The organism is Methylobacterium iners, assembly GCF_022179305.1.
GTDB lineage: Bacteria > Pseudomonadota > Alphaproteobacteria > Rhizobiales > Beijerinckiaceae > Methylobacterium > Methylobacterium iners.
The window spans coordinates 1-8,124 of record NZ_BPQP01000107.1 but is presented as its reverse complement, the minus strand read 5'-3'; the positions used below and the strand labels follow the sequence as shown (position 1 = coordinate 8,124).

Sequence of the window (8,124 nt, the reverse complement as noted above, 5' to 3'; positions counted from 1 at the left end):
CGGCGTGTCACGGCCAATGGGAGCGACCGCTTCCTGCTGCCTGATCTGGTCTACGACGGCGTCTCCGACACAGGTTCGGTGAAGGTGTTCTCGGACACCGGCCGGGTGGTGACCAACCTCATCCTGGTGGGTGATCCGGTCGTGCAGGACGGGATCACCTACTACTCGTATGCCGCCTCAGGTGATCCAGTCACCGGCACCGGCATCAGCTTCAACACCGACACCACCGCACCCACCCTGCAGCTGACCTCCAACAAGGCCAGCCTGACAGCCGGCGAGACCGCGCTCCTGACCCTGAGCTTCTCGGAAGCGCCGGTGGATCTGAGCCTGAGCGACATCAGCGTCGAGAGTGGCAGCCTGGGCGCGCTCACCGCCACGAGCGATCCGCGGGTCTACACCGTCAGCTACACGCCGGCGGCCAACATCCAGGACGCGAGCATGCAGATCCGGGTGGCGGCGGGCGCCTATTCTGATGCGGCCGGCAACCCGGGCGGAGCGGCCAGCCTGAACCTGGCGGTCAACACCGCACCCGCCGAGGGGCAGACCTACACGGGCACGGCGGCCGACAACGTGTTTGTGGCGACCTCGGGGGTGAGCTGGACGATCAACGGCCTGGGCGGCAACGACACGCTCACGGGCGCGGAGCGGGCCGACACGCTGATCGGCGGCGAGGGCGATGATCGGCTGGCAGGCGGCGGTGGGGCTGACACGATCGAGGGCGGCTTGGGCCGGGACACGGTGGTGTTTGCCGGATCTCGGGGCGACTACAGCGTGGTCAAAAGCGGCGCAGGCCTGAGCGTGACGGGCACCCACACAGGGGCCAGTGACGCCACCGACCTGATCACCGGCGCTGAGCGGTTTGCGTTTGCCGGCGGCGCGGGCGCACCGGCGGGAGCGCTTCTCAGCACGGACCTGAGCGAGGTGCTGACGGGCACGTCGGGGCGGGACGTGTTCTACTTTGACACCGCGCTGGGTCTTGGGCTGGGCAACGACACCATCCGGGGCTTTGCCGCCGGTGATCGCCTCGTGACCACCAGCCGGCTGTATGATGCCAACGAGGACGGCCGCGTCAGCGCCAACAGCTCGGATCGCTACCTGCTGCCCGACACCGTCTACGACGGCGTCTCCGACACCGGCTCGCTCAAGGTGCTGACCGCCACCGGCGGCGTGGTCTCGAGCCTGCGTCATCTGGGCGAGGTAGCCCAGGACGGCCTGGTGTTCCAGGTCTACGCCGCCACCCACGACACCACGAACTGGCTGCTGTCATGATGGCTGCAGCTACAGATGAGCGGTGACATCTGCGCTGCTCGCGTGCCGGTCGGTCGCGTAGTCGCTTGCTCCTCAGCCAACTCGACGACGATGGCATGATCCCTCAGGGTTTGCTTCAGAGCATCGTGCCAAACGCTGCAGCGCCCGATGTACGGAAAACAACAGAAAACCTGCCGTCGGGCGGTGTGAGTGAAAGCTATTCGGAAATCCAATATCGCCGAGATGCTTGAGCGCAGACGGTCAAGCTGATGCCCCGCTGTTCAGCGACGAGATGTTATGGAGCTAGCGTTCTCAGGCCTGTTAGCGTCTGAGCCAGTCCATGCTGGCGGCAAGGCATAGGACGCCCATGAAGGAGCAGGCTGTCTTCTCGTGAGCCGGGTTGCGACGGCGCGCCATTCCTTGAGCCTGCCCCAGAGCCGCTCGACCCGGTTGCGGTTGGCGTAGGCCCAGTCCGGGCAAGCCACCGGCGCTTCGTTGCGCTTGGCCGGGATCGCGGGGCGCGCGCCGCGGCCCCAGACGTGGTCACGGAAGGCGTGCGAGGCATAGCCCCGATCCGCCACGACCCAGCCCGGCACGCCTGGCAAGCGGTCGAGCAAGGGCACGGCGTGGGGCAACTCGTGCGCCTGCCCGGGCGCGACGCGGAAGGCAACCGCCCGCCCGGAGCCATCGGCGATCACGCAGGCCTTGGTGCCAGAGCCGCCACGAGAGCGCCCAAGCGCTTCACCTGCTCCACCGCGTGCGCCAGATCCCCCTTTTTGACGCCCCCGCCGCTTTGGCGTGCGCCCGTATGCTGGTCCCGTCGAGGATCGCCATACCAAGATCGACGCCGCGCTCTTGCGCCATCGCCAGCAGGCGATCCCACACGCCCAGCCTGGCCCAGCGGATGAAGATCTGCGCGGCCTTCCACCAGGGTCCGAGCTCCGTGGGGATGGAGCGCCACTTGGCCCCGTTCGTGCACCGCCAAAGGATCGCCCCCACCATGCGCCACACATCCGAGGGCGGCACCTTGGCGTGCGGTCGGCAGGCCTCAACCAGGGGCTCCAACTCCGCCCACCTCGCGTTCGTCAGCACCACCATACCCCAGCCCTCCGCCGCTCGGGCCAAGGTGGGACCGCACCTCAGATGCTCACAGGGCTTAGTGTCTACGTTGCTCCAGCACCACGTGCCCGCCAGCTCGCTTGGACTTGTGCTCTGAGCCTGGCAATCCGGGCTTCGTGAGCCGACCAGTAGGCCTTCTCAAATTCAGGTGTCCCCCGCTTGAGGCCTTTTGGTAGCTCCGTCCTCGTCAAGGAAGTCAATCGTGATCGAGGTACGGGCCGTGGCACCACTTGCGAAACACTTAGAGCCCCAGGGATCTTGAGAACCGCCTGAGCCCGCGCGCAATACGCCGCCGACAGCGGCGACATTGTCTCTGACCCATGCCCGGCCCGGTACTTCATCAGGGCCCGGCAGAGATCGCCGTTCGAAAGCCGCCAAGCTTCGGCAAGATACCGAACACCGTACCGGATGTTCACCTCCGGCTGCGCAAGTTCGGCTATCGTTCCTCTGAAACCCAGCATTGCTGCAGTCGACGGCCGGACCTGCATCAAGCCAATTTCGCCGACGCTGCCAATAGCAGCAGGGTTGTAACTACTCTCGATTTGGGTGACGGCCTCAGCGACTTCGGCGGGCAGACCTGCCAACGTTGCCTCGCGACGAAGGATGGCGCGATAGGCAGCGCGCGTGCTCAGGTCTAACAGAGCTGGTTTGGCTTCATGCCGCAACTCGACAGCAGACGGAAATGTGGCCAAGCCATGGGCGTGAGCCGTCACGAGGCTCGCCGTCTGTGCCTGTGCCGCCTGTCCAAAGCTTGCCAGGATCAGCACCGAGAGCGAACACCGCATCAACACTCCCAACTCAGCTGAAAAAATTCTGGCACTACGAAGCCCGCAAATACATGAACACTCGATGAAACCTATCACCTTGCCCCTACATAAAGCGGCATGGTTCGGCTAGAGCAGCTTTGGCAGGACGTCCAAAGCCTGCTGCAACGATTGTGCAGAAAACGGTCGGATTCCTGAAATACGGGTCCCCAGCCGGCTGCTGCGTCCATGCTTTCGAAGTCCATGTCAAGAAAGCCCTGCTGAGCAAGCCTGACAACGTGCGGGTTTGGGTTAGCACAGGGGTGCGCACGCGCTTACTGATCCTCCCTGGTTTCAGTGGACGCGGTTAGCTCGCCATCTTCTGCTCGGCCTGCTCGGGGGTGATGTATCCCAGGGCCGTGTGGATCATCTGCCGATTGTAGTAGCTGTCCATGGACGCGAAGAGATCGCGACGCGCCTCGTCTCAGGTCGCCCAGCGCCGCGGGTGGACGAGTTCGACCTTGAGCGTGTGAAAGAAGCTCTTCGAGGGGGGATTGTCGAGGCAGTTGCCCCGGCGGCTCATCGAAGCTGTCAGGCCCGCCCTGTCGAGAAGCCGGCGGTACTCCCCCGATGCGTATTGGCAGCCTCGGTCGCTGTGTTGGATGAGGCCCGGTTCGGGACGCTGCCGTTGGAAAGCCATCAGGAGGGCCGACGCGGCCAGCTCGGTGCGCGGGTGATCACGCATCGCCCAGCCCATAACCTTGCGGGTCGCAAGATCGAGGACCACGGGCATATAGAGCCAGCCCTCGCCAATAGGGACATAGGTGATGTCGGCGAGCCAGATCTAGTTCGGGACCGAAGCGGTGAAGCGCTGTTCCAGGAGGTTGGGCGCGATGCGCAGGCCATGGCGACTGTTGGTCGTGCCAGGCTGGTAGCGACGCGTGGCCACCGCGCGAATCCCATGCCGGCGCATGAGCCGCTCGATGCGCCCACGGCTGACGCCTCGCCCTTCGGTGCTCAGGGCGGCGTGCATGCGAGGCGAGCCGTAGCGGCCGTGATGCCTCGCATCCAAACGACGGACGTCGTCGAGCAGCAAGCGGTTCTCCGCCGCCCGCGCGCTCTCGGGGCCGGCTCGCCACGCGTAGTACCCGAGGGCGAGACGCGTAGGGCCTGACAGACGGTGTGCACGGGCCAGGTGCCCTGATGATCGTCGATGAAGCGGAACTTCATCGCGGCGTCTCCGAGAAGATGCCGATGACTTTTTGGTAAATTGTTGCGCTCGGCGCGAGCGCTATCAAGCTCACGGCGCAAGCGCGCGATCTTGGCAGCCTGATCGGCTGGCGAGGCGACGGGTGACGAAGGAGACGTGGCCGGAACGCTCCTGCGCGACTGGGGCGCCTCCCCTCGGAAGACCGCTCGCCAGGTCCGCAGCATCGAGGGCTAGATACCCAACTCCGCCGCGATCTGCATCTGTGGGCGCCCGCTGCTCTCCAGCAGCGCGATCGCCTGCCGCTTGAACTCGGGAGTGAACTCTCGTCGGGTCTTGCTCGTCATTGAACACCTTCCTCGCTCCCCAGGAGCGTATCAGAGGCGTCCACCAATACGAGGGAGGATCAGCCGTCTTCATCCTATCATAGCTCATGGCATTGTGGCGTGGGGCGTTTGCCTTCAGCTTGGTGCCATCCACCGCCACGTGGGCGAACTGAACCATACCGGCCGCGCGGCACAGGCGCAGCACCTGCACGAACAGGCCGGACAGGGACACGACGTGGCGCTTGCGGAAGCCGGCGATGGTGCGGAAGTCGGGTCGGTTCAGGCCAGTCACCGCCATCACATCGACCCACTCCTCACAGGCACGAGCGAGCTGACGCGAGGAGTACAGACCCCAACTGTAGCCGTAGAGCAGAAGCGCCACCATCATGCCCGATGGTGGGGTGGGTTGCCGCGCTCCTCGGTGTAGGTGTCGAAGAGGGCGGAGAGATCGAGCCCCTCCCGCACCGTGTCGCGCACGAATTGCGCCATGTGCCCGGGTGGCACGAACTCGTGTAGCGAGGGCGGCAGAAGCCAGCCCTGATCGACATCCCAGGAGCGAAACACCTTGGCCATGAGCCGAGTGGATCACCTCAGGGCGTCGCCGTCGAGACACTTACTCGGACCGGCTCCTAGCCGGGTGAGCTACCGTTGCCTCTGGCAGCACCCTTCGAGTTGGCAAGACCCCTATGGTCAGTCTGGCCTATTTGATCATATATGCTCCAAGTACAACAGTTCTAGGTGCGACGACCGGATCGATGATCGGAAATGGCCCGCGTGCCTTCAGTCAGGAGCAAGACTCTCATATGACTTGGACTGTGGAGTGGAGCGAGAGCCCCGAAGCTGAAGCTCAGGAGCATGACGGTACACCGAACATTCACCTAGCAAAGGGCGGCAAGGATGAAGCATTACTTGCCGCAAAATCCTTTCTCGATGCAGGACATACTGTTTGGGCGATCAAGAATGAGCACGGCAACTTAGAGATGGATCGGCACGCTGTCTTTTACTTCTTTAATCCGCTAACCTCATAAATACTATGGGCAGCAAAGCGAAGGTGACGACTGCGCTTTCAGCCTCGTGAGATAGGGTGGCACATCGCGCCGCGCGGTTGCCTGACCTCTTGTCGGCCATCATTACTCTTAGCTACGTAAAACTCATGGCGTCCTCGTATCCCTTCGCCCTCGCCGTCCGGCCCGCTCGGCACCTCCCGGAGCGCTTTAACTACTCCATCGGGCAGCCGGGCAAACTCAAGGTTCACGCTCTCCATACCTTCAGCAGCTTCGACGAAGCTCGCGAGGTTGGGAAAGCGGCGCTCGATCAGATGATCGCACAGTGGCGGGAGCGTGAGACCGAAGCTGCCGGCCCAAGTATTTGGTGACTTCAGCACAACTCAGTCGGACGGCCGCTGCCCGAAATTGTCGTTGGAAATTCTGCGCCCGCCGGCATCGGGGCAATTGCAAGCGCCCAAGCTCCACGGTGTCCTAGCGGAGCCGGCCGGGGTCGCGACCCGGTTAGCCCCTGACCAACCGCCGCTGTGAGGAGCAAGCGACGGCTACCGTGATCTATGATGCGCGCACCTTTGAAATCGACCGCTTTCAAGCAAGTATTCTCGACCCTGTCGCGTATGAGTGGGCCGCTGAGCTGTCGAGCGCTGCGGGAGGACTGGACCGCCGACGCTGGGCTTGCCTCGCCGCACCACGGTTGTGAGTCAGAGCGCTCCCCGTTCTCAGCTGCGATCTCCAGCCCGTCCGAGCACCAGCGCGTGTTGCGGGTCGCCACCGCGACCTTACCCTCGTGCCGGCGCGCCTCGGCCCCGCCGGCGTGGCGCTGGAGCAGGAGGCCGTGCACCTTCATGACTGAGGTCAACCCGCTTCACGTTCGGCGCGATCTGGCCCTCCCGCTCGGCCTGTCGGCGCAGCAAGGCATGGACGCGCCGATAGCCATAGGTCGGCAGGTCGGCGATGAGCATCTGGATCGCGGCCAGCCGTTCGGCATCGGGGGCTGGGCCAGGTTCTCCATGGAAGCGCGACCACGACGGAGGCTGTTCGTCGTGCGATCAGGCTCACGTGAAGAGAGCGTAAGAGCGCTGGCCAGGCGCTATCGCGTCAGTCCTACGATGGTGCAGAAGTGGCGCAAGCGAACGAGCACGGCGGATGCCCCAATGGGTCCCAAGGAGCCGCGCTCCACCGTGATCACACCTCCCTGTTCCTGATGGGAGAAGGACACGGGGTCGATCTCGCGGTCGCTGTGGATGCCAGCCTGGTCGCAACCGAGATGGCGACTAATCCGGAAAGGAAGCTCGCCTCGCGCCGCGCTGCCGTGCGCTCGGCGATCCTGCTGGCTCGGCCGGTGAAGCGATGAGCTTTCACTAGGGAGCCGCGCCGACGCCGACGCATAGCTTGCCGCGATCGCCCGTTCGTGTAGCCATAGCCCACGCTTTGGTCGCACCCCCCTCGAACTTTACAAAGCCAGGTCATTCCTTAAGCTCACAAAAATCACTGCGCTGCATCAGCGCACCATCACGAGCACACGTGGACTGCTGCCCGTACATAGCATCGGCAAGTGGGATATCATCGTGAACAGAGTGCATTTGGCGCTTCGCGGAAGATTCTCTCCCCCATAGCCGAGCAGGCTGTCGGGTTGATGTGGAGTGCCGCATAAGCGCTGCCGCACGCCTATACGGCTGAACTTCTCATCCCAGCACGGACGATAGATTGCTGCTGAAAGCAATCGCGTGTCGTCATGTAATCACGATCATTTCGCGCAGAGTGTGACTTTGCGTGCAAAGGTCTATTGTATTATATTGATGCTGTGCGCAAATGTTATTGCATTAATTTATATTAAGACTGAGGATTAGATCGCCCTCATTAAACGTTTCATCGAAATGACTTCAACGAAGCGAAGAGAGATGTGAATGAGTGACCTGCATGAAAAGTCGATGAAATGGGTTTTGTTGCCATCTCACTTGACGAACGAGGTTGTGAAGATGCTTTGGCCGGTCAATCTTAACTACGACGGCTGCTATCGTGATCGATATCATGCTTTGATTGAGGCTTGTTCAGCTAAAGAAGATTGGTTAAAGCCAGTTAGAGTTGCAGAATCTAAGCCAGCAGAGAACTATATTTCAAAAAATTGGGATCAAGGAAGGATTTCAATAAAAATACAATGGCCCGATGGCAGTGAGACAAAAGAACTTGTTTCTGATAGGGTTGTTAACCTCCTGAGATGCTTCTGATCTATGGTGTGGGGCGTTAACGGCAGTACTATATTTGCGTTCCAATGCTTATCGTCTCCACGCTACTTGAGGAACTCGCCTCACGGTGTTGAAGGCGAAGACCGAGAGGCGGGCGGGTTCCTGACTTATGCCTAGCGGAAACCAGTGCTGGCAAAGGACGACTGAAACGAACAACCTCTGTACGTCAGTGAGACGACCGGGCTCTGATGCTAACGTCGTTGGAGGTGCTGAGGTAGCCCCCTAAAGGAC

The 8,124-nt window shown here is 62.3% G+C and carries 5 protein-coding genes and 4 pseudogenes; 5 read left to right on the top strand and 4 right to left on the bottom strand.

The features are described from left to right. Positions 1-1,269: Ig-like domain-containing protein (locus MFF55_RS24965; RefSeq protein ID WP_238246812.1), on the top strand; the 1,269-nt coding region annotated here is incomplete at its 5' end. A gap of 300 nt (positions 1,270-1,569) precedes the next feature. Here MFF55_RS24965 and MFF55_RS24960 read toward each other — a convergent pair. The 4 genes and pseudogenes from MFF55_RS24960 to MFF55_RS24945 form a co-directional block, all read right to left on the bottom strand. Next, positions 1,570-2,340 (bottom strand): annotated as a pseudogene (locus MFF55_RS24960) (IS5 family transposase). Positions 2,341-2,411: 71 nt separating this feature from the next. Further along, entirely contained in the window at positions 2,412-3,152 is a 741-nt protein-coding gene (locus MFF55_RS24955) for a lytic transglycosylase domain-containing protein (RefSeq protein WP_238246811.1), read from the bottom strand. A gap of 325 nt (positions 3,153-3,477) precedes the next feature. Beyond that, positions 3,478-4,664: pseudogene (locus MFF55_RS24950) on the bottom strand (IS3 family transposase). 54 nt (positions 4,665-4,718) lie between these two features. Then, positions 4,719-5,216 (bottom strand): annotated as a pseudogene (locus MFF55_RS24945) (transposase); the annotation flags it as partial. 113 nt (positions 5,217-5,329) lie between these two features. Between MFF55_RS24945 and MFF55_RS24940 the strand changes: the two are divergent. From MFF55_RS24940 to MFF55_RS24920, 4 genes and pseudogenes are all read left to right on the top strand, one after another. Beyond that, positions 5,330-5,671, top strand: a complete 342-nt coding sequence (locus MFF55_RS24940; RefSeq protein WP_238246810.1) for a hypothetical protein — start codon at positions 5,330-5,332, stop codon at positions 5,669-5,671. Positions 5,672-5,727: 56 nt separating this feature from the next. Continuing rightward, positions 5,728-6,018 (top strand): hypothetical protein, encoded by a 291-nt coding sequence (locus MFF55_RS24935; protein WP_238246809.1) that lies wholly within the window; start codon positions 5,728-5,730, stop codon positions 6,016-6,018. A gap of 623 nt (positions 6,019-6,641) precedes the next feature. Continuing rightward, positions 6,642-6,837: pseudogene (locus MFF55_RS24925) on the top strand (IS481 family transposase); the annotation flags it as partial. 717 nt (positions 6,838-7,554) lie between these two features. Then, positions 7,555-7,875: a hypothetical protein gene (locus MFF55_RS24920; RefSeq protein ID WP_238246808.1), complete on the top strand. Its 321-nt coding sequence runs from the start codon at positions 7,555-7,557 to the stop codon at positions 7,873-7,875. The last annotated feature ends 249 nt before the right edge of the window (positions 7,876-8,124 follow it).

Excerpts from the sequence above, each read along its gene's own strand:
- MFF55_RS24955 (WP_238246811.1), bottom strand. The coding sequence starts at position 3,152 with ATGCGGTGTTCGCTCTCGGTGCTGATCCTGGCAAGCTTTGGACAGGCG.
- MFF55_RS24940 (WP_238246810.1), top strand. The coding sequence starts at position 5,330 with ATGGTCAGTCTGGCCTATTTGATCATATATGCTCCAAGTACAACAGTT.
- MFF55_RS24920 (WP_238246808.1), top strand. The coding sequence starts at position 7,555 with ATGAGTGACCTGCATGAAAAGTCGATGAAATGGGTTTTGTTGCCATCT.